Annotated in this window: 21 protein-coding genes; 19 read left to right on the top strand and 2 right to left on the bottom strand. The window is 73.5% G+C overall.

Annotated features, from left to right (window positions below):
• The first annotated feature begins 101 nt into the window (after nt 1–101).
• Entirely contained in the window at nt 102–1,412 is a 1,311-nt protein-coding gene (locus ABEA04_RS19805; RefSeq protein WP_345462868.1) for a protein kinase domain-containing protein, read from the top strand.
• A 29-nt stretch (nt 1,413–1,441) separates the two neighbouring features.
• Entirely contained in the window at nt 1,442–3,103 is a 1,662-nt protein-coding gene (locus ABEA04_RS19800; protein ID WP_345462865.1) for a trypsin-like peptidase domain-containing protein, read from the top strand.
• A 359-nt stretch (nt 3,104–3,462) separates the two neighbouring features.
• On the opposite strand, the gene ABEA04_RS19795 is transcribed toward ABEA04_RS19800, so the two are convergent.
• Together ABEA04_RS19795 and ku are read right to left on the bottom strand one after the other, a co-directional pair.
• A complete protein-coding gene (locus tag ABEA04_RS19795) occupies nt 3,463–3,903 on the bottom strand; it encodes a TrmH family RNA methyltransferase (protein WP_345462862.1) in 441 nt (146 codons plus the stop codon).
• A 242-nt stretch (nt 3,904–4,145) separates the two neighbouring features.
• Entirely contained in the window at nt 4,146–5,099 is a 954-nt protein-coding gene (ku, locus tag ABEA04_RS19790) for a non-homologous end joining protein Ku (protein ID WP_345462859.1), read from the bottom strand.
• A gap of 134 nt (nt 5,100–5,233) precedes the next feature.
• Here ku and ABEA04_RS19785 point away from each other — a divergent pair, with 134 nt between their 5' ends.
• From ABEA04_RS19785 to ABEA04_RS19705, 17 genes are all read left to right on the top strand, one after another.
• Nucleotides 5,234–5,800, top strand: coding sequence for a Uma2 family endonuclease (locus ABEA04_RS19785; RefSeq protein WP_345462856.1), 567 nt, complete (start codon nt 5,234–5,236; stop codon nt 5,798–5,800).
• A gap of 29 nt (nt 5,801–5,829) precedes the next feature.
• Nucleotides 5,830–6,786: a non-homologous end-joining DNA ligase gene (ligD, locus tag ABEA04_RS19780; protein WP_345462854.1), complete on the top strand. Its 957-nt coding sequence runs from the start codon at nt 5,830–5,832 to the stop codon at nt 6,784–6,786.
• Nucleotides 6,783–7,520, top strand: coding sequence for a L,D-transpeptidase family protein (locus ABEA04_RS19775; RefSeq protein WP_345462852.1), 738 nt, complete (start codon nt 6,783–6,785; stop codon nt 7,518–7,520). The genes ligD (ABEA04_RS19780) and ABEA04_RS19775 overlap by 4 nt, the downstream gene beginning before the upstream one ends.
• Before the next feature lie 3 nt (nt 7,521–7,523).
• A complete protein-coding gene (ligD, locus tag ABEA04_RS19770; protein ID WP_345462849.1) occupies nt 7,524–8,444 on the top strand; it encodes a non-homologous end-joining DNA ligase in 921 nt (306 codons plus the stop codon).
• A 70-nt stretch (nt 8,445–8,514) separates the two neighbouring features.
• Entirely contained in the window at nt 8,515–9,207 is a 693-nt protein-coding gene (locus tag ABEA04_RS19765; RefSeq protein ID WP_345462846.1) for a response regulator transcription factor, read from the top strand.
• Nucleotides 9,200–10,390, top strand: coding sequence for a HAMP domain-containing protein (locus ABEA04_RS19760; protein WP_345462843.1), 1,191 nt, complete (start codon nt 9,200–9,202; stop codon nt 10,388–10,390). The genes ABEA04_RS19765 and ABEA04_RS19760 overlap by 8 nt, the downstream gene beginning before the upstream one ends.
• 258 nt (nt 10,391–10,648) lie before the next feature.
• A complete protein-coding gene (locus tag ABEA04_RS19755; RefSeq protein ID WP_345462839.1) occupies nt 10,649–11,773 on the top strand; it encodes a sugar phosphate isomerase/epimerase family protein in 1,125 nt (374 codons plus the stop codon).
• Between the two features lie 137 nt (nt 11,774–11,910).
• On the top strand, nt 11,911–12,945 hold the full coding sequence (locus ABEA04_RS19750; RefSeq protein ID WP_345462836.1) for a LacI family DNA-binding transcriptional regulator: 1,035 nt from the start codon (nt 11,911–11,913) through the stop codon (nt 12,943–12,945).
• A 58-nt stretch (nt 12,946–13,003) separates the two neighbouring features.
• On the top strand, nt 13,004–14,293 hold the full coding sequence (locus ABEA04_RS19745; protein WP_345462833.1) for an extracellular solute-binding protein: 1,290 nt from the start codon (nt 13,004–13,006) through the stop codon (nt 14,291–14,293).
• Nucleotides 14,290–15,249 carry a carbohydrate ABC transporter permease gene (locus tag ABEA04_RS19740; protein WP_345462830.1) on the top strand — a complete coding sequence of 320 codons (960 nt, stop codon included), beginning with the start codon at nt 14,290–14,292 and terminating at the stop codon, nt 15,247–15,249. Before ABEA04_RS19745 ends, ABEA04_RS19740 begins: the two co-directional genes overlap by 4 nt.
• The gene (locus ABEA04_RS19735) at nt 15,246–16,145 is read left to right on the top strand and encodes a carbohydrate ABC transporter permease (RefSeq protein ID WP_345462827.1); all 900 of its coding nucleotides are present in this window, start codon (nt 15,246–15,248) and stop codon (nt 16,143–16,145) included. Before ABEA04_RS19740 ends, ABEA04_RS19735 begins: the two co-directional genes overlap by 4 nt.
• Entirely contained in the window at nt 16,142–18,229 is a 2,088-nt protein-coding gene (locus ABEA04_RS19730) for a hypothetical protein (protein WP_345462824.1), read from the top strand. Before ABEA04_RS19735 ends, ABEA04_RS19730 begins: the two co-directional genes overlap by 4 nt.
• 34 nt (nt 18,230–18,263) lie before the next feature.
• Nucleotides 18,264–19,214, top strand: coding sequence for a glycoside hydrolase family 130 protein (locus ABEA04_RS19725; RefSeq protein WP_345462821.1), 951 nt, complete (start codon nt 18,264–18,266; stop codon nt 19,212–19,214).
• Complete coding sequence (locus ABEA04_RS19720) at nt 19,205–20,410, top strand: AGE family epimerase/isomerase (protein ID WP_345462818.1); 1,206 nt, start codon at nt 19,205–19,207, stop codon at nt 20,408–20,410. The genes ABEA04_RS19725 and ABEA04_RS19720 overlap by 10 nt, the downstream gene beginning before the upstream one ends.
• A gap of 499 nt (nt 20,411–20,909) precedes the next feature.
• Nucleotides 20,910–21,572, top strand: coding sequence for a hypothetical protein (locus ABEA04_RS19715; RefSeq protein ID WP_345462816.1), 663 nt, complete (start codon nt 20,910–20,912; stop codon nt 21,570–21,572).
• A gap of 194 nt (nt 21,573–21,766) precedes the next feature.
• On the top strand, nt 21,767–22,156 hold the full coding sequence (locus ABEA04_RS19710) for a hypothetical protein (protein WP_345462813.1): 390 nt from the start codon (nt 21,767–21,769) through the stop codon (nt 22,154–22,156).
• 104 nt (nt 22,157–22,260) lie between these two features.
• Entirely contained in the window at nt 22,261–24,381 is a 2,121-nt protein-coding gene (locus ABEA04_RS19705) for an MMPL family transporter (protein ID WP_345462810.1), read from the top strand.
• The last annotated feature ends 7 nt before the right edge of the window (nt 24,382–24,388 follow it).

Here is a 24,388-nt window from a genome sequence, read left to right as displayed (position 1 = left end):
GGTCATCCCTCGGTAAGACGGAGGCTGCTGTGGGCGGCGTCGGGTGAGGCTACGCTTTCGCCGCTACTCCTGCGCACGAAAGCCGGCAGCATCGAATGGTATTGGCCAACGGGACCGAGGTTGACCTCGGCGCGCTCGGCAGCGCCCACGTCTCCTCCCTGCTCGGACAGGGGGGCCAGGGCTACGTCTTCGAGGTGCGCCGGCCGGCCGGCGTCCCCCTCGCGCTGAAGTGGTACAAGCCCGACAGCGCCACCGACGTCCAGTTCCGCGAGATCCAGCAGCTGGTCGAGTTCGGCTCGCCGCACAACCGCTTCCTGTGGCCGCTGAGCATGGCGCGCGCCGGCGGCTTCCCGGGCTTCGGCTACGTGATGCACCTGCGCGACGGCCGGTTCCTTGAGCTGAGCTACCTGCTCTCGAACGTCGACCGCGACGGCACGCCGCTCAACGTCTCGTTCGCCTCCACCATCGAGCTGTGCCGCCAGCTGAGCTTCAGCTTCCTGCGGCTGCACGCGCGCGGCCTGTGCTACCGCGACATCTCCTTCGGCAACGTGTTCTTCGACCCCACCAACGGCGACGTGCTGATCTGCGACAACGACAACGTGGGCGTCGACAACGGCACCGGACGGGTGCTCGGCACGCCCTACTTCATGGCGCCGGAGGTGGTCAGCGACGCCAGCTACGCCACGCTGCCCAGCACCGACACCGACCGCCACTCGCTCGCCGTCCTGCTGTTCTACTCGCTGTTCCTCGGCCACCCGCTCGAGGGCGCGCTCACCGACGCCGGCCTGCGCGACGCGAGCTGGCTGCAGACCCACTTCGGCACCGACGCCGTGTTCTGCATGCACCCCGACGACGACCGCAACCGGCCGCCCGAGATCGTGCGGCAGTACTGGGAGATCTACCCGCCGTTCCTGCGCGAGCTGTTCGTGCAGGCCTTCGTCACCGGCCTGACGACGCCGTCCGCGCGGGTCACCGAGGGGCAGTGGATCAAGGCGATGGACCGGCTGCGCGACGGCATGGCCACCTGCCGCCACTGCCCGACCACCAACTTCTGGGACCCCGCCGCGCCCGAGCGCACCTGCCGCTCGTGCGGGCAGCCGCTCACCCCGCCGCTGACGGTGCGGGCCGGACGCCGCACGCTCGCGGTCAGCCCGCTGCTGACGCTGCGCGCCGACCACCTCGGCTCCGGCGTCGACGACCCGCGCGTGCTCGGCCGGTTCCGCCAGCATCCCGAGGACGCCGCCCGGTGGGGCCTGACCAACGTCTCGACGGTCGCCTGGACCGTCGGCTACCCCGACGGCCAGCAGGTCTCGCTCGAGCCGCAGCGCACCGTCGAGCTGGTCGACGGCACCCGGGTGCGCGTGCCGCACCAGGGCCGCACCGCCGAGCTGGTCGTGCGGCGTCCGTCCTGACGGCACGGCTCGGGCGAGAGGAGGACGACGTGGCGACGCTGGTGGTCGAGCTCGACGGGCGCACCCTGCGCTTCGGCGAGCCGCGGCTGATCCGCATCGGCCGCAGCATCGACGCCGACGTGCTGCTCACCGCGCCGTCGGTCTCGCGGGTGCACGCCGAGTTGCGGCCGGTCGAGGACGGCTGGGTGCTGGTCGACTCCGGCAGCCAGTTCGGCACCTTCGTCGAGGGCGCCCGGGTGCACGAGCAGCGCATCGACCGACCCACCCGCGTGCAGTGCGGGCCGCCGGCGCGGGGTTCGACGTTCTCGGTCGCGGTCGAGCAGGTCGCCCCGGCGGCCCCGCCCACGCCGGTGCCCGTGCCGTCGTCCGCGCCGCCGCCCACCGCCCCGCACCCGCCTCCCCCGCAGTGGGGGGCGCCGTCCGACCGGCTGGCGGCCGGGCCACCGGGCCAGCCGGCGCCGCCCGCGCTCGAGCACACCCAGGTGCTCTCGCTGCCGCGCGACACCGTCGGCCTGCCCGGCGCGCGCAGCGGACCCGACCTGCTGGTGGTGGCGCAGGGCCGAGAGCACCGCTTCCGCCACCCCGCCCAGCTGCGCATCGGCCGCGCGCCCGACTGCGAGGTGGTCGTCGACGCCCCGGTGGTCTCGCGGTTGCACGGCCTGGTGGCCGCCGTCCCGGGAGGGTGGACCTTCACCGACCAGTCGGCCGAGGGCAGCTTCGACCAGGGACGCCGGGTGCGCACGACGCGCTTCGACGAGCGGCTCGACCTGCGGCTGGGCCACCCGGTGGCCGGCCCGCCGCTGAGCCTCGTGCCGATCCTCTCGGCCGCCGAGGAGGAGCGCCGGTTCGCGCGCAGGCGCCGCAACCGGGTGCTGGTGGTGGTCGGAGCGGTGGTGGCCGTGCTCGCGCTGGTCGCGGCGAGCGCGGTGACGGCGGTGCTGCTGACGCGCGACGGCACCGGCGGCGTGGCGGGCGGCGGGTCGTCGTCCTCGCTCGACGTGCTGAGCAGCGCCGAGCTCGACAGCGCCAAGGCGGCCACGGTGCTGCTGATCGGCGAGACCGACGACCAGGGTCCCTACGCCGGATCGGGGTCGATCATCCGGTCCGACGGGCTGATCCTCACCAACGCGCACGTCGCGCAGCCGACGGCCGAGGGGCTGGAGGAGAACTACGGCGAGGTCGGGCGCGACGACCCCGACTACCTGCTGGTCGCGCTGGTCGAGGGGGACGACGAGCCCGCGGCGCCCGAGTACCGCGCCCGGCCGGTGCAGGTCGACGGCGTCGCCGACGCGGCGGTCCTCGAGATCTACGCCGACGCCGACGGCAACGAGGTCGACACCGGCACTCTCGACCTGCCGACGATGCCGATCGGCGACTCCGGCTCGCTCGCCTCCGGCGACGACGTCACCGTGCTCGGCTTCCCCGGCATCTCCGGCTCGACGCGGCTGACGGTCACCACCGGCGTCGTGTCGACCTTCATCGACGTCGACGGCCTCGGTCCGCGCTCCGAGATCGACACCGACGCCCGCATCGCCCCGGGCAACTCCGGCGGCGCCGCCATCAACAACGACGCCGAGATCATCGGCATCCCGTCGGCCCTCTTCGACGACGGCACCTCGAACGTCGTCAGCGGCCGCATCCGCGCCATCGACGCCGTCCGCGACCTCATCGAGGCCGCCGAGGCCGGCTGACGCCGGGCCCACGGTGGTCGAGGTGCGAGGCCGGCCACGGCCGAGCCTCGAGACCGCGAGAGGTTGACGCCGACCCGACCCCACGGACCCTGAGCCTGTCGAAGGGCGTGCAGGGCCGGTGGTCTCGAGGCTCGTCGCCGGGGCTCCTCGCACCTCGACCATCGTCAGAGCCCCACGGTGGTCGAGGTGCGAGGCCGGCCACGGCCGAGCCTCGAGACCTCGCACCCACCGCGCGAACGTTTCCGTGGAGGGCCGGTGGTTTCGACGACGCTCGTTCCTCGCTGCTCAACCACCGGTGGTCGAGGTGCGAGGCCGGCCGCGGCCGAGCCTCGAGACCCCTCGGCCCGCGGGAGCGCCGGTCACGACAGGCCGGCCAGCCGGTACAGCACGAGGCTGCCCGAGACGGCCACGTTGAGGCTCGCGCCGGCGCCGGCCATCGGAATCTCGACACAGGCGTCCGACTCCTCCACCCACCGGTCGGGCACGCCGTGGTGCTCGTGCCCGAGCAGGACGACGGTCGGTCCGGTCGCGATGCCGAGTCGGGGCAGGGGCACGGCCGCCTCGGCGAGCTCGACCGCCACGACCCGCGAGCCCGCCCGACGTTGCCGCTCCACCCAGGCGTCCTTGTCGCCCCTGACCCAGTGCAGGCACGGCTGCCGGCGTCCGAGCGTGTTGCCGCGCGTCAGGGCCGATCGGTAGTGCTCGGTCGAGGGCAGCGCCAGGCAGGCGCCGACGGCGTCGCACGTGCGGGCCAGGGTGCCCAGGTTGGCCTCGAAGGCGACCCACAGGGGCGCCGCCACCAGGTGCCCCCAGCAGCCGGGTCGGCGTCGGTCGGGTGGTCGCCGTCGGCGGCGCAGGTCGGACGGCCGCGACTTCGCCGCGCTCACCGCGTCGAGGCGACTCCGAGGGGAAGGGGGTTGACGGTGCGAGGTGTGCTCATCGCGTGACGCCTTTCAGCGGCGGCGCCGGTCCATCGTCGTCGTGACCCGCGTGGCCACACCGACAGTCTCCCACGTCGCCGGTGCCGGCCGTCGAGCCCGCGTCAGCTGGCCTTCTTGGCCGCGGTCTTCTTCGTCGTCGACTTCTTCGCGGCGGTCTTCTTGGCGGGCGCCTTCTTCGCCGTCGACTTCTTGGCGGCCGTCTTCGTGGTCGAGGCCTTCTTCGTCGCCGCCTTCTTCGCCGGCTTCTCGTCGGCGTCGTCTGCGTCGTCCTCGACCGTCTCGCCGCGCGCCGACTTCGCCGCGTTCACCGACTTCTGCAGCGCGGCCAGCAGGTCGACGACCTCGCCACGGGTCTTGGTCGAGGTGGGCGTCCGGGTCAGCTCACCGCCCTCGATCTTGGTCTTCACGAGGTCCTGCACGGCACCGGCGTAGTCGTCCTCGAACTCGCTGGCGTCGAAGTCGCCGGCGAGGGTCTCGACCAGCATGGTGGCCATCCTGACCTCCGAGTCCTTCACCTCACCGGTCTCGACCGAGAAGTCGGGGGTGCGGATCTCGTCGGGCCACATCATCGTCTGCAGCACGATCACGTCGTCCTTGACCCGCAGCACCGCGATGCTGGTGCGGTTGCGGATGGCGACGGTGACCACCGCCATCCGGTCGGCGTCGAGCAGCGCCTGCCGCAGCAGGGCGTAGGGCTTCGCGCCGGTCTTCTCCGGCTCGAGGTAGTAGCTCTTCTCCAGCAGCATCGGGTCGATCTGGTCGCTGGGCACGAACTTCTCGACCGCGATCTCGCGCGAGGACGTCGACGGCAGCGCGGCCAGGTCGTCGTCGCTGAGGACGACCATCTCGCCGTCCTCGGTCTCGTAGCCCTTGGCGATGTCGGAGTACGCGACCTCCTCGCCGTCGATCGAGCAGACCCGCTGGTACTTGATGCGACCGCCGTCCTTGGCGTGCACCTGGCGGAACGAGACGTCGTGGCTCTCGGTCGCCGCGTAGAGCTTCACCGGCACGCTGACCAGCCCGAAGGAGACCGCGCCCTTCCAGATCGCACGCATGACCCCAGTATCGCGGCCCCGCCCACACCCCTGTCCACAGGCGAGCGGACGCCGGTGGCACGCGCCGGGTCGGGCGGCGAGCCCGGAGCGATGGGCGCGGGCGGTGCGAGACTGGACCCCACCGAGGAGGAGACGTGGCGCAGAGCGTGTGGGACCGGCACGAGCCGTGGACCTTCGACGACCTCGACAGGCTCGACGGCCTGCCCGTCGAGGGCTGGCGCTACGAGATCGTCGACGGGACGCTCGAGATGAGCCCGCCGCCCGCCGTGCGCCACGAGGCCGTCGCCTACCGGCTTGGTCGGGCGCTGGACGCCGCCCTCCCGGAGTCGGCGGTGTGCTTCGGTCCTGTGGGGGTCGAGCTCGGCGCCAGCCACCGGGTGCCGGACCTGGTCGTGGTCGACCGCGCGACGCTCGCCGACCCCGCGCCTCGCCTGCACGCCGAGCAGGTGCACATCGCCATCGAGATCGTGTCGCCGACGTCGCGCACCACCGATCGGATCACCAAGCCCGCGCAGTACGCCGCCCACGGCATCCCCGCCTACTGGCGCGTCGAGACCGACAACGTCGTCGGCGTCACCGCCTACGCGCTGCGCGACGGCGCCACCGCCTACACCGAGGTCGGCACCTGGCGCGAGGGCGAGACGCTCGAGGTCGAGCAGCCCTTCGCGCTGCGCGTCGCGATCGACGACCTCGTTCCCTGACCTGCCGCGACCCGCGCCGAGGCGGCAGGATGACGCCCGTGCGTCCCATGCTCGCGACCACCGGCGGCGGCCACGTGCCCACCGGCGAGGAGTGGACCCACGAGGTCAAGTGGGACGGCATGCGCATCCTGGCCGACACCACGTCCGGGCCGGCGGCCCGGACGCGGTTGACCAGCCGCAACGAGAACGACGTCACCGCCTCGTGGCCCGACGTCGCCGGGGCGCTCGACGAGACCGACCTCGCCGGGCGCGACCTGCTCGTCGACGGCGAGGTCATCGCGCTGAACGCGGACGGCGTCCCCGACTTCCGCACGCTGCAGGAGCGGCTGCACGTGCGCAAGGCGGCCACGGTGGCGCGGCTGGTGAACGCCGTGCCGGTCACCTACATGGCCTTCGACCTGCTGCGCCTCGACGGCCGCGACCTCACCGACGAGCCGCTGGAGCGCCGGCGCGCGCTGCTCGCCGAGGTGCTCGACGGGACGCCGTGGCAGGTGCCCGGCGCCTACGACGACGGCGAGATGCTGCGCGAGGCCACGCTGCAGCAGGGCCTGGAGGGCATCGTCAGCAAGCGGCTCGCCTCGCGCTACCGGCCGGGCGAGCGCAGCCCGCACTGGCTGAAGCTGGCCCACCGTCACCGCGTCTCGTACGTCGTGGGCGGCTGGCGGCCGCAGACCGGTGCCGAGGGCATCGACCGGCTGGCTGCGCTGCTGGTCGGCGAGCCCACGCCCGACGGCCTCGCCTACCGCGGGCGGGTCGGCAGCGGCATCGCGGCCACGCAGTCGCGGGCGCTCGCGGACGCCGTCGCCGGGCTCACCCGCACCGACAGCCCGTTCGCCGACGAGGTGCCGCGCGTCGACCGGCTCGGCACCGTGTGGGTCGAGCCGGTGCTCGTGGTCGACGTCGACTCGCACGGACGCGGCTACGCACGGCTGCGTCAACCGTCCTACCGTGGCCTGCGCCCCGACCTCTCGCCGGAGGACCTGTGAAGACCCTCGCCGCCACGGCCGGCGCCGCCGCCGCCCTCGTGCTCGCCCTCGTGGCACCCGTCGCACCGGCCCACGCCGTCAACCCGCACGGCGGCGACGGCCTGCGCGCCGCGTCGCCCCGCGCCGTCGAGCTCGGCGGCGTCCGCGTGCGGCTGCAGCCCGGCACCGAGCAGGTCGTCACCTTGAACCGCCGCCGCGGCCACCACGCCACCGTCACCTTCTGGGCCCGCGACGCCGACGGCGGCTGGACGGCGCGACGCACCGCCCGCGACGGCCGCATCGGCTACGGCGGCGTCGTCCCCGGCGACCGGCGCCGGCAGGGCACCGGCACCACGCCGCTCGGCACCCACCGGCTGTTCAGCACCTTCGGCACGCACGGCCGCGCGACCGCCCGGCGCGCCGGCTGGGACCTGCCCTACCGCCCGATCCGCCGCGGCGACTTCTGGGTGCAGGACAACCGCTCGCGGTTCTACAACCGCTACCGCAACATCAGCCGCGGCGGGTTCCGGCCGCACACCTCCGAGCGGCTCACCGACTACGGCGCCCAGTACGAGTACGTCGTGGTGCTCGACTACAACCGCGAGCAGGTGCGCGGCCGCGGCGCCGGCATCTTCCTGCACGTCAACGGCGACGGCGCCACGGCCGGCTGCGTGAGCGCCCCGCGCCGGATCCTGGCGTTCGCGATGCGCTGGCTCGACCCCGCCAAGCACCCGGTCGTCGCGGTGGGGCGGTAGGGCGTGGCCCCGGAGAGGGCGGAGCCGGGCGGCGACGTGCACGTCGACGTCGAGGGCCGCACCCTCAAGCTGGGCAACCTGACCAAAGTGCTCTACCCGCGCACCGGCACCACCAAGGGCGAGGTGCTCGACTACTACGCGCGCATCGCGCCGACGATGCTGCCGCACCTGCGCGACCGCGCCGTCACCCGCATCCGGTGGCCGCACGGCGTCGCCGAGGGCAGCTTCTTCGAGAAGAACGTGCCCGCGGGCACGCCGGGCTGGGTGCGCACGGTGACCGTGCCGACGTCCGGGCGCCGCAGCGGCCAGGGCGAGGGCACCATCACCTTCCCCGTCGTCGACGACCTCGCGACCCTCACGTGGCTGGCGAACCTGGCCGCCCTCGAGCTGCACGTGCACCAGTGGCGCGTGGGCCGCAACGGCCGCCCGCGCAACGCCGACCGCATCGTGGTCGACCTCGACCCGGGCGAGCCGGCCGGCCTGCACGAGTGCTGCCAGGTGGCGCTGCTCACCCGCGACGCGCTGGCCGAGCGCGACCTCCACGCGCGCCCGGTGCTCAGCGGCAGCAAAGGACTGCACCTGTACGCCGACCTGCCCTCGCGGCTGCCGCCGGACGACTCGACGGCCCTGGCCAAGGAGGTCGCCGAGCAGCTGCAGCAGGCCCACCCGGCGCTGGTCACCGCGACCATGACCAAGTCGCGCCGCGGCGGCAAGGTGTTCTTCGACTGGTCGCAGAACGCCGGCTCCAAGACCACCGTCGCGCCCTACTCGCTGCGCGGGCGCGAGCGGCCCTTCGTGGCGGCGCCGGTCTCGTGGGACGAGGTCTCCGCGGGCGCCGAGGACCCCTTCGGGCTCGACCAGCTGCGCTTCGAGGAGGTGCTCGAGCGGGTGGCCGACGTCGGCGACCTGTTCGCCGTCACCTGATCGGACGGCCCGTCCACGACCGCGGCGGTTCAGCCACCGGGCGCCCCTCCAGCCCCTATGATCCCAGGTCATGGCGCACCGGGTGCTCGTCGTCGAGGACGAGGAGGACATCGCCTTCCCCCTCGTGCGGACGCTCGAGCGCGAGGGCTACGAGGTCAACTGGGTCGACACCGGCCAGAAGGCGCTCGACGAGCTCGGCGGCCGCTCGGTCGAGGTCGTCATCCTCGACCTGGGTCTGCCCGACATGGACGGCCTCGACGTCTGCAAGCAGGCCCGTGCCACCGGCTACGAGGGCGCGATCATGATCGTCACCGCGCGGGCCGGTGAGCTCGACCGCGTCGTCGGCCTCGACTACGGCGCCGACGACTACCTGGCCAAGCCGTTCGGCCTCGCCGAGCTGCAGGCTCGGGTGCGGGCGCTGCTGCGCCGCACGGGCGCCGGGGGAGCGCAGGCCGCCGACGACGACGACGCGCTGCGCATCGACGTCGGCGCGCGGCGGGTCTACGCCGGCGACACCGAGGTCACCCTCACCGGCAAGGAGTTCGACGTCCTGTCGATCCTGGCCGCCAACAAGGACAAGGTCGTCAGCCGCGGCCGGCTCATGGCCGACGTGTGGGACGAGAACTGGTACGGCTCCACCAAGACCCTCGACGTGACCATCGGGCGCCTGCGGCAGAAGCTCGAGAGCGTCGGGGTCAGCGAGCGGGTGGTCGCCGTGCGCGGCGTGGGCTTCCGCCTCGAGGCCCCCGCCGCCGATGCGTGAACGGCTGACGCTCGCCTTCGTCGCGATCGCCCTGCTGCTGCTCGCGGTCTCCGGCGTGGTGCGCTCCCTCGCCGTGCAGGGCGAGCTGCGGGCCAGTGAGCGCGAGGACGTCGAGACCGTCGCCGAGGCCGTCGGCGTCGCGCTCGGCGAGCGGCTGGCCCGCGACGACCGGGTCGACCGCCAGCTGCTGCAGCCGTTCGTGGCCGAGCGCACGCAGGTGCGCTACGAGGCGCCCGGACGTCGTCCGATCGAGCTGACCGACGCCGACTTCGACGCCGACGACCCCGTCTCGGCCACGGTCGTCACCGGCGAGGGGCGGCTGACCGTCTCGCGCTCGGTCGACGGCGGCGTCACCGCGGTGTGGGGCACCGGCTGGCTCGGCACCATCGCGCTGTTCGCGATGCTGGCCTTCCTCGCCGGCCTGATCGGCTACGGCGTGGCCCGCTCGATCTCGGCGCCGTTCCGGCAGCTGGCCGCGGCGGCGTCGGCGCTGGGACGCGGCCGGTTCGTGCTCGACGTGCCGCGCGGCGGCGTCCCCGAGGCGCGCGAGATCGGCCGCGCGCTGGAGAGCAGCGCCGACCAGCTGCGGGCGCGCGTCGAGCGGGAGCGCGAGTTTAGCCTCCACGCCTCTCACGTGCTGCGCACGCCCCTGACGAGCCTGCGGTTCCGGCTCGAGAGCCTGGCGGGCGACCCCGACGTGCCCGACCACGTGCGCGACACCGCCTCCGCGGGGCTGCGCACCGTCGGCAAGCTGAACCAGGTGGCCGGCGAGCTGGTCGAGATGAGCGGCCGCGGCGTGCTCGTCGCGGGCGCGGCCATCCCGTTGCGCGACCTCGCCACGCAGGTGGCGCAGCGCTGGGCCGACGTCCTCGACGGCGAGCGCGACCTGACCGCGGCCGTCGAGGGCGACACCGAGCTGCCCTTCACCCCCGGCCCGGTCGAGCAGGTGCTCGACCTGCTGCTCGAGGACGTCGCCGCCGGCTCCGGCCGCGCCGTCCGGCTGGTCTTCGAGGGCCGGGCGAGCCGGCTGCGGGTCGACGTCGTGTGGCCCACCGCCGGTGACGACCCGCTCGCCGAGGGTGAGATCGGCGAGCGCACCCGCGCCGCCGTCGACGCCCTCGGCGGCCACCTCGAGCACCCCCACGACACCGACGTCCTGCGCCTCTACCTCCCCCGTCGCTGACGCCGGTCTGCGCGGCCGGGTGCCTCGCCACGGTGGTCGAGGTGCGAGGAGCCCTGGCGACGAGCCTCGAGACCACCGGCCCTCCACGGGATCGTGCGTGCCGACGCGCGACTTTGCCAAGCAGGTTGCCGAAGTCGGCCGGATGGTTGACCAACTCGGTGTGACGCACCTAACGTCCCAGCATCTCGGGCGGGCCGGACGGACCGCGCACGGCTGCGGCCGGGTGTCGTTGCCAACCCCACCCCTCTCGGAGCCGTCATGACCGACCAGCCCACCTCCCCTCGACCCCTCACCGACGAGCAGGCCCGCTTCGGACGACGTCTGGGGCTGAGCCGCCGCCAGACCCTCGCCGCCTCGATGGGCCTGGCCACCGCGGGGGCCGTCGGTGCCGCCGTCACCACCGCCTCGCCCGCCTCGGCCGTGCCGAACCGTGCGCTGGTGCCGCCGCCGCGGCGCGGCATCATCCTCTACACGGTGCGCGACGTCATCGGCCGCGACCCTGGCACCACCGACGCGCCCTCGGGCTTCCGCGAGGTGCTGAAGTACCTCAGCGAGGTCGGCTACCGCCAGGTCGAGTTCGCCGGCTACACCCAGCACGCCAACGCCGTCGGCGGCGCGGACCTCGGCACCACCCAGGGCGCGCGGCAGCTCAAGCGCTGGCTCGACGCCTTCGGCATCGTCGCGCAGGGCAACCACGGGTCGGTGCCCTCGACGATCACCGCGGCCACGCTGGCCGAGTTCGACCGCACGTGCGAGATCGCCACGATCCTCGGCATGAAGCACGTCGGCACCGGCGGCGACCCCACCGGCGGCAGCACCAAGGCCGAGTGGGACGCCGCCGCCGACCGCTGGAACATCCTCGGCGAGCGCGCGATGCGCAACCACGGGCTGAAGCTCTACACGCACAACCACGACGGCGCCTACGGCTTCCTGCTCGACAGCCCCGACGCCGCCGGCGCGATGATTCGCTCGACCGGCGTCCGCAAGCTGGAGTACTTCCTGAGCGTCACCGACCCGAAGTTCGTCTGGCTCGAGATGGACATCTACTGGGCGCACGTCGCGCAGTTCAAGCACACCGATTTCACCGCCCCCGACGGCGCCGAGGCCCGCAACATCTTCGACCCGGCCCTGCTGGTCGCGCGCCACGCCAGGCGCTACCCGCTGTTCCACGCCAAGGACGGCAACAACGTTCCGACGGCCGACTCGGGCTACGACATGGTGCCGCTGGGGCAGGGCGACATCGACTACCAGTCGTTCTTCCGTCGCATCGACTCGCGCAACTACGCCAACCCGATGTTCGAGATGGACAACGGCACCTACGGCAACGGCTCGCTCGACAACGCCCGCATCAGCATCGAGGCGATGGCAGCGCTGAAGGGCTAACCACCGCCCGCTGACCGCGTGGCCCAGCGCCTCCCGTGCCGGACGGCTCGGGAGGCGCTGTCACTCCCGGGCCTGGAAGTAAAGGCTGCGGTGTGACGGTTGACACGTTCGGCACTTAACCGGTTTAGTCAGCCGGGATGGCTCGCCCCACGATCTCCGACGTCGCCCGTGCCGCGGGCGTGTCGAAGGGTGCCGTCTCGTTCGCCCTCAACGACCGCCCCGGCGTCTCGGCCGACACCCGGGCCCGCGTGCTCGACGTCGCCCGCGCCATGGGGTGGACGCCGAGCGCGGGTGCCCGCGCGCTGTCGACCAGCCGTGCGCATGCCGTCGGCCTGGTGCTCGCCCGCGCCCCCGAGGTGCTGCGCGCCGACTCGTTCTTCCCGGCCTTCATCGCCGGGCTCGAGACGGTGCTCTCCGGTCGCGACTACGCCCTCCTGCTGCAGGTGGCCGAGCGCGACGACGAGCCCGCCTACCGCCGTCTGGCCCAGCAGCAGCGCGTCGACGGCGTCATCCTCACCGACCTCCACGTCGACGACGACCGCCCGCGGCTGCTCGCCGAGCTCGACCTGCCGGCCGTGCTCGTCGGGCCACGGCTCGACGTCCCGCCGTCGCCGCGGCAGGTGACGCTCGGGGCGGACGACGGCCCCGCCGTCCGCGAGACCGTGCGCCACCTCGTCGGCCTCGGCCACCGCGTCGTCGCCCACGTCGCCGGACCCGCCGACCTGGTGCACGGCCGCTCGCGCCGCGCCGCCTGGGAGGCCGCGCTCGCCGAGGCCGGGCTGCGCCCCGGCCCGGTCGTCGAGGCCGACTTCTCGGCCGAGTCCGGGGCGCGGGCCACCCACCACCTGCTCGACCTCGCCCCGGACGAGCGCCCGACCGCGATCGTCTACGCCAACGACCTCATGGCCACCGCCGCCCTCGCCGTCGCCCACGAGCGCGGCGTCGACGTGCCGGGCCAGCTGTCGGTCACCGGCTACGACGACACCGAGCTCGCCGCCCACCTGCGGCCGGCGCTCACCACTGTGCGCACCGACGTCGTCGGCTGGGGCCGCGCCGCCGCCACCCGGCTGCTGCAGCTGGTCGACGGCGACACCGGCGGCGGCCCGGCGCCCGCCGCACCCACCGCGCGGCTCGTCGTCCGCGCGTCGACCGGCCCTGCGCCGAGCACCTGACCACCTCTCACCACCAGCCAGCACCCACCGCCCGCCCATCTGCACGAGGAGAACCGCGATGAAGCGTCCCCTGATCAGCACCGCCGTCCTGGCCCTGGGCCTCGGACTCACCACCGCCGCGTGCGGGGGAGGCGGCCCCGACGCCGAGGAGGCGCGCGGCAGCACCGGCCCGATCACGATCTGGACCTCGAACAACCCCGAGGAGATCGCCTGGGCCGACCAGATGGTGAAGGCGTGGAACGCCGAGAACCCCGACGAGGAGGTCAAGGCCCAGGAGATCCCCGCCGGCAAGACCTCCGAGGAGGTCATCTCGGCCGCGATCACCGCCGGCAACGCGCCCTGCCTGGTCTTCAACACCAGCCCGGCCGCCGTCCCGCAGTTCCAGAAGCAGGGCGGCCTGGTCGCGCTCAGCGACTTCGAGGACGGCGACGACTACGTCGAGGAGCGCAGCGGCGACCTCGCGGGGCAGTACGCCTCGAGCGACGGGAAGTACTACCAGATCCCGTGGAAGCAGAACCCGGTCATGATCTTCTACAACAAGGACCTGTTCGAGAAGGCCGGCCTCGACCCCGAGAACCCCGAGCTGGCGACCTACGACGAGTTCCTCGCCACGAGCAAGAAGCTGGTCGACGCCGGCGTGAGCGACGCGGCCATCTACCCCGCGCCCACCAGCGAGTTCTTCCAGTCCTGGTTCGACTTCTACCCGCTCTACGCCGCCGAGTCCGGCGGCCAGCAGACCGTCGAGGACGGCCAGGCCACCTTCGACGACGAGGCCGGCCAGGCCGTGTGGGACTTCTGGGCCCAGATGTACGCCGACGGCTACAGCCCGAAGGAGAAGTACGACGGCGACTCCTTCGCCGACGCCAAGGCCGCGATGGCGATCGTCGGGCCGTGGGCGGTCAAGGTCTACGGCGAGTCGGTCGACTGGGGCGTCGTCCCGGTGCCGACCAGCCAGGGCACCCCGGCCGAGGAGACCTACACCTTCTCCGACGCCAAGAACATCGGCCTGTACTCGGCGTGCGAGAACCAGGCGACCGCCTGGGAGGTCATGAAGTTCGCCACCAGCGAGGAGCAGGACGGCCAGCTGCTCGAGCTGACCGGCCAGATGCCGATCCGCGACGACCTCACGGGCACCTACCCCGACTACTTCGAGCAGAACCCGGCCTACGAGACCTTCGCCGACCAGGCCTCGCGCACCGTCGAGGTGCCCAACGTCGCCAACTCCGTCGAGATCTGGCAGGAGATCCGCGACAGCTACTCCAAGTCGGTCATCTTCGGCGAGGAGCCCGTCGCCGACGCCCTGTCGGCCGCCGCCGGCCAGGCGAACGAGCTCGCCGACGAGTCGTGAGCACCACCGCCCCCGCCCGGGCGGTCGAGCCCGGCGAGAAGCCTCCCGAGCCGGACGGCGGCCCCCGCCGCTCGGTGTGGCAGCGGGTCTTCGGGCCCCACCCGCTCGGCGCACTGTTCGCGGCGCCGTACGCGGTCTTCCTGGTCGCGCTGTTCGCCTATCCGCTCGGCCTCGCGGTGTGGATCAGCTTCCACGACTACTTCTTCACCGCGCCCGGGGTGCCGGTCGACCGGCCGTTCGTCGGCCTTGAGAACTACAAGACGGTGCTCGGCGACCCCGACGTGCGGCGCGCGTTCGTCAACGTCGCGATCTTCCTGGTCATCAACGTGCCGCTCACCGTCGGCCTGGCGATCGTGCTGGCCAGCGCGCTGAACTCGGTGACCCGGCTGCGCACCTTCCTGCGGGTCTCCTACTACGTGCCCTACGTGACGGCATCCGTCGCGCTGGTCGCGGTGTGGCTGTTCCTGTTCAGCTCGGGCGGCCTGGTCAACGAGATCCTCGGCCCGCTGGCGCCCGACCCGTCGTGGCTGGTCAACGGCGGCCTGGCGATGCCGATCATCGCGGTCTTCGTGACCTGGAAGAGCCTCGGCTTCTTCATCCTGCTCTACCTCGCCGCGCTGCAGGGCGTCTCGAAGGACCTCTACGACGCCGCCGCCGTCGACGGGGCCGGCGTGGTGCGCCGGTTCTGGCACGTCACGGTGCCGGGGGTGCGGACGGCGACCACCCTGGTCGTCATCCTCGCCACCATCACCGGCGCCAACCTGTTCACCGAGCCCTACCTGCTCACCAACGGCGGCGGCCCGAACGGCGCGTCCGCCACGCCGGTCTTCGTGATGTACCAGAAGGGCATCGAGCAGGGGAACCCCGACGTCGCCGCGGCGATCGGCGTCGTCCTGGTGCTGCTGGTGCTCGCGATCTCGCTGATCAACCGACGACTGCTGGAGCGTGACCGATGACCCAGGTCTCCGAACCCCGGACCGTGGAGACCGTCGAGGACGACGCCACCCCGCCCACCCCCCGGGTCGGGCTGCGGCGGCGGGTGCTCTCGATCGCCGCGCTGCTGCTGGGCGCGCTGGTCTTCCTGTTCCCCTTCTACTACATGGTGGTCGGGTCGCTGCAGCGCTCGCCCGACACCTCCCTGGCCGGGGCGTTCCCGCTCGGCGGCTGGACGCTCGACAACTTCTCCGACATCAACTCCCGCGTGAACCTCGCCCAGTCGCTGCTGAACTCGGCGATCTTCACCGGCGCGGTGCTGCTCGGCACGGTGGTCTTCGGCGTCCTCGCCGGCTACGCGCTGGCCAGGTTGAGGTTCCGTGGCCGCGGCACCCTGTTCGCGGTGATGCTGCTGGTGCAGATCGTGCCGTTCCAGCTGCTCATCATCCCGATCTACGTGATGATCGTGCGCTACTACGACCTGGCCGACTCCTACGCCGGCATGATCGCGCCGTTCCTGATCAACTCGACGGCGGTCTTCGTCTTCCGGCAGTTCTTCCTCAGCCTGCCCGAGGAGCTGTTCTCGGCCGCCGCCATCGACGGCGCGAGCGAGCTGCGCATCCTGTGGTCGATCGCGCTGCCGCTGGTGCGGCCGGCGCTGCTGACCGCGATGCTGCTGACCTTCATCGGGCCGTGGAACGAGTTCCTGTGGCCGTTCCTGGTCACCAAGGACCCCGACCTGCAGCCGCTGGCGGTCACGCTGGCCAACTACATGAGCAACATCGCCGGCCGCGCGGGCAACCCGTTCGGCGCGATCCTCGCCGGCGCCGTCGTGCTGGCCACGCCCGCGGTGGCGCTCTTCGTCGCCTTCCAGCGGCGGTTCACCGACCTCGAGATCGGCAGCGGAGTGAAGGGATGACGATGACGACGACCAGGAGGTCCCTCGGGGCCGTCACGGCCCTCGTGCTCGGGGCGGGGGTGCTGGCGGCGTCGCCGTCGCAGGCGGACGTCGTCCCCGCGGCCTCGGCGCAGCGGGCGCAGCGGGCTCAGCCGGCTCAGCTGGCGCCCGCGGCCGCCCGGACGCCGCTGACCAACCTCGACCACCTCGACTTCCTCGGCGACACCGCGTCGCCGCGCGTGCTGGCGCGCCACACGACCTACCGGCTGGTGCAGGAGCCCGAGGTGGGGATGCTGTGGACCTACGCCGACCGGCGTCCGGAGTCGCCCGACGGCTTCGAGCGCATCGGCGGCGGCACCCTCGACCCCGAGACCGGCCACTGGACCCAGGGCGCCTACAACGCCGACGACGTCGCGCGGGCGGCCGTCGTCTACGTGCGGCACTGGCAGCAGACCGGCGACGCCGACAGCCGCGAGCGCGCCTACCAGCTGCTGCGCGGGCTGACCTACATGCAGACCGCCACCGGCCGCAACGCCGGCAACGTGGTGCTCTGGATGCAGCCCGACGGCACGCTGAACCGCAGCGCCGAGCCGGTCGAGCTGCCCGACCCCAGCGACAGCGACGCCTCCTACTGGCTGGCCCGCACGATCTGGGCGCTGGGCGAGGCGGTGCCCGCGTTCCGCGACGCCGACCCGGGCTTCGCGCGCTTCCTCGAGCGCCGGCTCGGCCTGGCGCTCGACGCCGTCGACCGGCAGGTCCTCGACCGCTACGGCGACTTCTACAACGCCGACGGGCGCCAGACGCCGGCCTGGCTGATCGTCGACGGCGCCGACGCCACGGCCGAGGCCGTGATCGGCCTGGCTGCCTACGTCGAGGACGGCGGCACCCCGAAGGCCCGTCGCGTGATGCGGCAGCTGGCCGAGGGCGTGGCCGGGCTGTCGGCCGGCGACGCGCGCAGCTGGCCGTTCGGCGGCGTCCTGCCGTGGGGCCTGTCGCGCTCGCTGTGGCACGCATGGGCCTCGCAGACGGGGGCCTCGCTGGCCGACGCCGGCCGGGCGCTCGGGTCGCCCGAGCTCACCGACGTCGCCCGCCGCGACGCGTTCACCTTCGACCCGTGGCTGATCACCTCCGGCGGGCCCGACAACGGACGCCAGCCCACGCGGGCCGACCGGGTGCAGATCGCCTACGGCGTCGACTCGCGGGTGCAGGGCCTGCTCGCGCACCGCAACGGTGCGGGCCGGCAGCTGGCCGGCGTCACCGCGGCGTGGTTCTTCGGGGCCAACGCCTCGGGCGAGCCGACCTACGACCCCGCCACGGGCGTCACCCTCGACGGCGTCGAGGCCGACGGCCGAACCAACCAGAACTCCGGTGCCGAGTCGACGATCCACGGCCTGCTCACCATGCTCGCCCTCGACGCCCACCCCGGCGTCGCGAAGATCGCCCGCACCGCCACCATCACCGGCGGCGTCGGCATCACCGAGCTGCAGGCCGAGGACGCCGTCCTCTCCGGCGGTGCGGTGGCCGTGGCGCCCGAGAGCCGCTGGACCGGCGAGTCGCAGTACGGCGGCACCGGGTTCGCCCGGCTCACCGACGGCAGCCGGGCCCGGTTCGCCGTCCCGGCGAAGCAGCCGGCCTCGGTCGTGATGCCGGTGACCGACTACCGGCGCGGCACACGCGCACTCACCGACTACCGCGCCGGCGACCGCCGGCTCGGCACCGTCGCCGCCGGTGACGTCGGCCCGCAGGGTCGCTCCGAGGCGCCCGGCGCGCTGCTAACCGAGACCCTCGGCGTGCTGCCCGCCGGCTCGCAGGTGGTGGTGGCCCGCACGCGGGGCGGCACCGCCCGCCTCGACGCGGTCGTGCTGCAGCCGCTGGTCACCAAGCACGTGCTCGCCGGCTCCGGCGCCGAGGCCGGCCACGGCACCGCCGTCGTCCGCAGCGCCGCCCAGCGCGAGCGCCGCACCTCGGTGCGGGTGCCCGGGTCGGGGGCCGCCACGGTGCGCGTCTTCGACGGCGCCGGGCGCGTCGTCCGCACCACCACGTCGGAGGCGACCGTCGTGCCGCTCGTCCTCCCGCCGGGCGGCTTCGCCGTCGTCCGCCGCTGACCACCGCTCGCTGAACGCTCACAGGAGAGAACCCATGACGCACCCACGCGCCCAGTTCCCGCTCGGCCCGTTCACCCCCTACGCCCAGAACCCGATCCTCGTGCCCGAGGGCGACGGCTGGGAGTCGGGCAGCATCTACAACCCGGCCGCCATCGTGAAGGACGACCAGGTCGTTCTGCTCTACCGCGCGCACGCCGACGACATCGTCAGCCACGTCGGCTACGCCACCAGCGACGACGGCATCCACTTCACGCGGCGGCCCGAGCCGGTGCTCAGCCCGAGCGAGGACTACGAGCGCTTCGGCTGCGAGGACCCCCGGGTCACCGAGATCGACGGCACCTACTACCTCACCTACACCGCCTGGGACCGCACCAACGCCCAGCTGTGCCTGGCGACGTCGTCCGACCTGATCACCTGGACCAAGCACGGGCCGCTGTTCCCCGACTTCAACACCTTCGAGCCGAACGCGGACGACGTGCCGACGCCGTGGAGCAAGGCGGGCGCGATCCTCGACAAGCAGGTGGACGGCCGCTGGCTGATGTACTTCGGCGAGGGCTCGATCTACCACGCGTGGTCCGACGACCTGCTGCACTGGGAGCCGGCGCCGCAGGACCAGCCGCTGATGCTGCCGACGAACCCGGGCACGTTCGGGGAGTTCCTCGTCGAGGTCGGGCCGCAGCCGATCTGGACCGACAACGGCCTGATCCTGCTGCTGCACAACGCGGCGGTGAAGTACGACGACGGCTCGGTGCGCTACACGTGCGGCCAGCTGCTCTTCGACCCCGCCCGGCCCACCGAGATCATGGCGCGCATGGACTACCCGTGGCTCGAGCCGACGACGCACGAGGACCAGCACGGACTGGTCTCGAACGTGACGTTCGTCGAGGGGCTGGTGCACTTCAGGGACACCTGGTTCGCCTACTACGGGCAGAGCGACTCGACGCTCGGCGTGGCGACGTTCGAGCCGGGGACGCCGTGGTCCTGAGCGACCTGCGGCCGGACGCCGCGTGGCTGGCCGCCGAGACCGACCGGCTGCTCGACTTCGGGCTCGGCGCTGCCGTCGAGGGCGGGTTCGGCTACCTCGACGACGACGGGCGGCCCGACCCGGCCCGTCCGGTCGAGCTGTGGATCACCTGCCGGATGACGCACGTCTACTCCCTGGGCCACCTGCTGGGGCGCTCGGACGCCGGAACGCTGGCCCTCCACGGCGTCGCCTCGCTGCTCGGGCCGCTGCACGACGACCGGCACGGTGGCTGGCTGGCGCCGGGGGCGGCGTCCAAGACGGCCTACGACCACGCCTTCGTGGTGCTGGCGGCGAGCAGCGCGGCGGCGGCCGGCGTCCCCGACGCCGACGACCTGCTCGACGACGCCGTCGACGTGCTGCTGCACCGTTTCTGGGACGACGTCGCCGGCATGGTCGTCGAGGAGTGGGACCCGTCGTGGGACGTGCTCGACCCCTACCGCGGCGTCAACGCCAACATGCACGCCGTGGAGGCGATGCTGGCCGCTGCCGACGTGCTCGACCGCCCCGACCTGCGGCACAACGCGCTGCGGGTGACCACGCGCGTCGTCCGCGACCTCGCGCCCGACCACCATTGGCGGCTGCCCGAGCACTTCGACGCCGCCTGGAACCCCCGGCTCGACTACAACGCCGACAAGCCGGCCGACCCGTTCCGCCCCGCCGGCGCCACGGTCGGGCACTGGCTGGAGTGGTCGCGGCTGTCGCTGCAGCTGCGGGCGGCGCTCGAGGCGGCGGGGGAGGAGGCGCCCGGCTGGCTGCTCGAGAACGCCGTCGACCTGTTCGACGCCGCGGTGCGCGAGGGGTGGGCGGTCGACGGCGCCGACGGGTTCGTCTACACGGTCGACTTCTCCGGACGCCCGCTGGTGCGCCAGCGCATGCACTGGGTGCTCACCGAGGCGGTCGCGGCCGCGGCGGTGCTGCACGCGGTGACCGGCGAGCAGCGCTTCGCGGACCGTCACGCCGAGTGGTGGGCCTACGCCGAGCGTCACCTGATCGACCACGAGCGCGGCTCGTGGCACCACGAGCTCGCCCCCGACAACACCCCCGACGCCCGCACCTGGCCCGGCAAGCCCGACCTCTACCACGCCGTCGGCGCCACCCTCACCCCCCGCCTCCCCGTCACCCCGACGGCGTCCGTGGCCCTCCGTCAGGCCCCCTGAGCCCGCCTGCCGGTGGTCGAGCAGCGAGCCCCCCGGCCCCGTGAGGCCAAGGCCCCGCACGGACCCTGAGCCCGCCTGCCGGTGGTCGAGCAGCGAGCACCCCGGCCCCGTCAGGCCAAGGCCCCGCACGGACCCTGAGCTCGTCGAAGGGCGCCGACGGCACCACGGTGGTCGAGGTGCGAGGAGCCCTGGCGACGAGCCTCGAGACCTCCGGCCCTCTGAGGCCAACCCCCAGCACGGACCCCTGAGCTCGTCGAAGGGCGCCGACGGCACCACGGTGGTCGAGGTGCGAGGAGCCCCGGCGACGAGCCTCGAGGCCCGGCGAGGACGACGCCCACCCCGGCCGCTCGCGCTCCTCGTCCTCGGGATCGCCATCCCGCACCGCACCCAGCGCGGTTCTCCACAGGCGCGCCACCACCCCTGTCGCCGACCGGACGACGTTCCTAGGGTCGACCGCGACGGCCGCTCGGGGCCGTCGTCCGTCTCGGAAGGCCCACCCATGCGACTCCGCACGTCCCTCACGGTCCTCGGTCTGCTCGCCACGCTCGCCCTGTCCGGCTGCGGCGGCGACGACGACGGCGACGACGGCGGCGAGCCGACCGCCGCCTCCGCTGAACCGGTGCCGCAGACCTACGCCCGGACGACCGACGGCGTGTGCGAGACGCTCGGCCTCGACACCGCCACCGAGGCCCTGGGCCGCCTCGTCGCGAACACCCCGTCGCACGAGGAGCAAGCGCGCGGCACCACCGACCGTTGCTACCTCGACGACGACCCCGACTCCGCGACGGTCGACGCCGACGGCGAGGTGGTCTGGCCCGCGGCCGTCAGGGTCGTGGTGCAGGTCGTCGTCCGCATCGACGGCACCACACCGCCGTTCGACGCACGCCAGTTCCCGATCTGGCGGGAGGACGGCGTCGACGCCGCGAGCGAGCCGGTCGACGGCTGGTGGACCGAGGGCGTCGCCGGCACCCAGACGCTGGTCGACGACGACGGCACCCTGCACGGCTACGCCGCGAGCGGCGCGGTGCGGCACGACAACCTCGAGGTGATGGTCGAGGTGACCGCCGAGCACCAGGACGACCCCGAGCCCTACCGCGCCGCCGTGACCCGCACGCTCGAGCGGCTGCTCGGCGAGGTCGGCCCGCAGCTGCCACGCGCCTGAGCCGCCCGGCACCCCGGCGACCGCAAAGATCCGATCTTCCACGGCGCGGATCCGCGCCGTCTCCGGCGGCGACCGCGGTCGCCTCCGTGAATGATCTGATCTTTGACGGCCCTGAGCGCGCGCCCGGTCCGACGGATGACAGGCTCGGACGCGCATCCGAGCCCCCGACCCGGACCTGGAGGAGCAGCACCCCCATGAGCGAGACCGGCACCGACCCCGCCGCCGACCTGATCCGCGCCGTCGTCACCAACCTGACGCACGCGCCGGAGAACTGGCAGTCCCTCGCGATCGTCGTCGAGCTCGGCGGCGGCCGGGTGAGCGGCACGTCCGGCTACACCTACGCGCCCGACGGCACCAGCGAGCCCACCTCGGCCCGTCCCTCGCGCATCATCCCGGCGGTCGAGGCCTACCTCGACGACCGTTACGAGCCGGGCCAGCCTCGACCCGTCGCCATGCTCGTGCAGCTCGACCGCGACGCCAGCGCCTACGAGATCACCTTCGAGGACGACGACATCCGCCGCTGGAAGGTCACGCCGGCCAACATCGACGAGATGCCCGAGAAGGTGCGCCCGCACCTGGGCTGACGACGACGCCCTCCGGGGGCGTACTCCCACAGGAGTAGATCGCCCCTGGCGGTGACGCCCGCAGGCGGACGCGGCAGGGGTGCCCGCGACGGGAGGGTCGGGGCATGACGACACAGATCCCCTCCCGGCCCTCGCCGGCGGCCCGCGTGGTCGCCACGCTCGCCGCCTTCCCACGCCGCTCGCTCGCCGCCGTCCTGCTCTTCGTCGCCCTCGCCGGCGTGATCGGCGGGCCGGTGGCGGGCGCGATGGTCTCCGACGGCGGCTTCGCCCCCGCCGCCTCCGACTCCGCCCGCGCCGTCGAGCGCATCGAGGCGGCCACCGGGCAGCAGCCGACCGCCGGCATCCTGCTGCTCGTCGACACCCCCGGCGGCACCACCGTCGACGAGGCCGTCGCCACGCTCGCCGGCGTCGACGGCGTGGTGGACGCCGTCCCGGCCGGCACCGCGGCCGACGGCTCGTCGGCGCTGGTCGCCGGCACCGTCGTGGCCGGGGTCGACGACGAGGAGGTGGCGCACGACGTCCTCGAGGCCTTCGAGGACGCCGCCGGCGTCACCGTCGGCGGGTCGGCCGTCACGGGCTTGCAGCTCGGCGAGCAGGTGGAGTCCGACCTCAGCCGCGCCGAGCTGCTCGCGCTGCCGATCCTGGTGCTGCTCTCGGTGATGATCTTCGGACGCCGCGCCGCCGTCCTCCCGCTGGTCGTCGGCATCACGACCGTGCTGGGCACCTTCCTGGTGCTGGCCGGCATCAACCAGGTCTACGGCCTGAGCGTCTTCGCCCTCAACCTGGTCATAGGCCTGGGCCTCGGCCTCGCCATCGACTACACCCTGTTCCTGGTCAGCCGCTACCGCGAAGAGCTCGACCGCCAGGGCGAGGGCCCCGGCGCGATCCGCACCACCATGGCCACCGCCGGCCGCACGGTCGTCTACTCCGCGGTGACCGTCGCCGTCGCGCTCGCCACCCTGGCGCTGTTCCCGCTCGGCTTCCTGCGCTCGATGGGCCTGGCCGGCGCGTCGGTCGCGCTGGTGGCGGCGGCGTCCGCGCTCGTCGTCTCGCCCGCGCTGTTCGGCCTGTGGGGCGCCAAGCTGACCCGCAAGCGCCGCCGCTCCGCCGGTGCCGCCACCGAGGGCCGCTGGTACCGCTTCAGCCACGCCGTGATGCGTCGTCCGGGCGCGATCGCCGTCGCCACCGCCGCGGTCATGGTCGTGCTGGCCGCCCCGGCCGTCCAGACGCAGTGGACCCCGGTCGACGGCACCGTCATCCCCGACGGCCTCAGCTCGCGCACGGTCAACGACACGCTCGCCGCGCAGTACGGCGGCGACGGCGGCACCCCGGTCACCGTGGCCGTCAGCGCCGACGCCGCACCGGTCGGGTTCGCCCGCGAGGCGTCCACGCTGCCCGGCGTCGTCCAGCCGGCCGAGCCGGTCGCCCTCGGCGGCGACACCTGGCAGGTCGACCTCGTCGTGGCCGGCGACGCCGCCGGTGACGACGCCCGCTCGGTCGTGGAGTCGGTGCGCGACCTCGCCGACGACACCGGCACCGACGCCCTCGTCACCGGTCCCGCCGCCGAGTTCATCGACATGCAGCAGGCCATCGGCGACACCCTGCCGCTCGCCGTCGGGCTGCTGGTGCTGCTCACGATGCTGGTGCTCTGGCTGATGACCGGCTCGGTGGTGCTGCCGGTCAAGGCGGTCGTGATGAACGTGCTCACGGTCGGCGTCTCGCTGGGCGCGATCGTCTTCGTCTACCAGGGCGGCCGGTTCACCGAGCTGCTCGGCTACACGCCCAACGGGGGCGTCGAGCCCAGCAACTTCCTGGTCACCGCGGCGCTGGTCTTCGCTCTCTCCACCGACTACGGCGTCTTCCTCCTCGGCCGCATCAAGGAGTCCCGCGACGCCGGCCTCACCGAGCGGGACGCCGTCGCCACCGGCCTGGGCCGCACCGGCAGCATCGTCACCGCCGCCGCGATCCTGCTCGCCGTCGCCATCGGCGCCTTCAGCACCAGCGAGATCAGCTTCATGCAGCAGATCGGCATCGCCACCGCGGTCGGCGTCCTGGTCGACGCGTTCGTCGTCCGCTCGCTGCTGGTGCCCTCGCTGATGGGGATGATGGGCAAGTGGAACTGGTGGTCGCCGATGTGGCTGCGCCGGGTGCACGACAGGGTCGGGCTGAGCGAGGCCGAGGCCCCCTCCGCCGCGCCCGTGCCGCCCGTGCCGGCCGGGGTCTGACCGGGTG

It is taken from the genome of Nocardioides marinquilinus (assembly GCF_039543705.1).
Classification (GTDB): domain Bacteria; phylum Actinomycetota; class Actinomycetes; order Propionibacteriales; family Nocardioidaceae; genus Nocardioides; species Nocardioides marinquilinus.
This window is presented reverse-complemented; position numbering and strand designations above follow the sequence as displayed.